Origin of the sequence: Microbispora sp. GKU 823 (genome assembly GCF_002027145.1) — a bacterium.
GTDB classification, from domain to species: domain Bacteria; phylum Actinomycetota; class Actinomycetes; order Streptosporangiales; family Streptosporangiaceae; genus Microbispora; species Microbispora siamensis.
On the sequence record NZ_MWJN01000239.1, the window covers coordinates 1 to 1547 of the forward strand.

Below are 1547 nucleotides of genomic sequence, written 5' to 3' on the forward strand. Positions count from 1 at the left end.
GGAGATCACCCTTCCGGTACGGCCCATCGGGTCGGCCGCCGTCCCTCGGCCTTGACGCCGGGCAGGGTGGCGAGCATCCGGAACGCCGCCGCCCGCACCCGCGGCGGGGCGGGTGCCTGCGACAGCAGGGTTCCGGCCACATCGCTCAGCGCCCGGGTGCGTTCCGCACCTTGTAGGGAGCGGATGGGTTGCGGTCAGGCGTTCAGGAACTGGTGGAACTGCTTGTCGAACTCCCGCGGGTCCTTGCTCAGCGATGCCTTGACCATTTCGGTAAACTCGTCGGCTATCACCTCGGGCGCCTCGGCCTCGACACCGTCGAGGGTGATCCGTGCGACATCGGCGGGGTCCATCTTGGGCATGTCGTAGCCCTTCGTCATGTCGGTGTCGGCCATCGCAAGATGCACGGAGGTGACGAGCGTGCCCTGACCGGCCAGTTCCTGGCGCAGCGCTTTGCTCATGCTCCAGACGGCCGCCTTCGAGACCGCGTAGGCGCTGCTGCCGGGGAAGACGAACCAGGACGCCGAAGAGGCCATGTTCACGATCGCGCCCCCGCCGTTCGCTGCGAGGACCGGCGCGAAGGCACGGGCCATCGACAGCGTGCCCCAGAAGTTCACATCCAGCGCAGCGCGGACCGCCTGCAGGTCACCGAGCAGGGCGCCGCCTCCGATGCCGGCATTGTTGACCAGCAGGTTCACATCGCCCGCTACGCGGGCTGCGGCCACGACGGAGTCCGAGTCGGAGATGTCCAGGGCGAGGACCTCGACGCCGTCGAGATCGATGGACTCGGGACGACGGGCGGTCGCGTAGACCTTCGCGCCTCGCTCGACGAGTTGGGCGGCGAGGTGGCGGCCGATGCCGCGATTGGCTCCGGTGACGAGCGCAGTCGCTCCGTGAATGTTCATAAGACGTACGCTAGATCCTCACGTCAACGTGAGGATCAAGTCCGGACTGCACGGGAGGTGCCATGCGCATCGGAAAGGTGGCCGAACGTGCTGGAGTCAGCGTCCGTGCGCTGAGGTACTACGAAGAGCAGGGGCTCGTCATCGCCGACCGCAGCCTCAGCGGCCACCGCCAGTACCCCGAGTCTGCCGTTGAGCGGGTGAAGTTCATCCAGCTCCTCTACGCGGCCGGTCTGACCAGTAAGGCGATCCTGCAGATCCTCCCGTTCCTGGACACCCTCGTCGCGACACCGCAGATGACACGCCGACTCACGGACGAGCGTGCCCGTATCCGGGTCAAGATCGACGCCCTGACCAGGGCGCACGATCGACTAGAAGAGCTGATCCGCCTCGCCGCCGAGTACGAGAACTCTCCAGCGACGTGCTCGGCGAGCGCGGACGTCGCCGCATCGCACACGTCACCTCCGCGGCACTGACTGCAATGCGAGAGACTGTTCCGGCAGCGCTGGCAAGTAGACACCACAAGAACCGCTTCCCGGCCGAATTCATCCCGCCGGGACCTGGCGCCTCAACGGCGGCCGGGCCGGTGCTTAGCGGCGGCTGTCGCCCGGAACGACCATCCGCGCTACGCCGACTCCACCAGGCCCA

The 1547-nt window shown here is 67.4% G+C and carries 3 protein-coding genes; 1 reads left to right on the forward strand and 2 read right to left on the reverse strand.

All coding sequences use genetic code 11. From position 1 onward, the window contains the following. Window positions 1–5: 5 nt before the first annotated feature. Together B1L11_RS53610 and B1L11_RS44460 are read right to left on the reverse strand one after the other, a co-directional pair. Window positions 6–140 carry a hypothetical protein gene (locus B1L11_RS53610; protein ID WP_256863446.1) on the reverse strand — a complete coding sequence of 45 codons (135 nt, stop codon included), beginning with the start codon at window positions 138–140 and terminating at the stop codon, window positions 6–8. 54 nt (window positions 141–194) lie between these two features. Then, a complete protein-coding gene (locus B1L11_RS44460) occupies window positions 195–902 on the reverse strand; it encodes an SDR family oxidoreductase (protein ID WP_079321115.1) in 708 nt (235 codons plus the stop codon). Between the two features lie 62 nt (window positions 903–964). On the opposite strand from B1L11_RS44460, the gene B1L11_RS44465 reads away from it, so the two are divergent. After that, window positions 965–1375, forward strand: a complete 411-nt coding sequence (locus B1L11_RS44465; RefSeq protein WP_079321116.1) for a MerR family transcriptional regulator — start codon at window positions 965–967, stop codon at window positions 1373–1375. Window positions 1376–1547: the final 172 nt, after the last annotated feature.

Coding starts and splice junctions, on each gene's coding strand:
- B1L11_RS44460 (WP_079321115.1), bottom strand. CDS start 902: ATGAACATTCACGGAGCGACTGCGCTCGTCACCGGAGCCAATCGCGGC.
- B1L11_RS44465 (WP_079321116.1), top strand. CDS start 965: ATGCGCATCGGAAAGGTGGCCGAACGTGCTGGAGTCAGCGTCCGTGCG.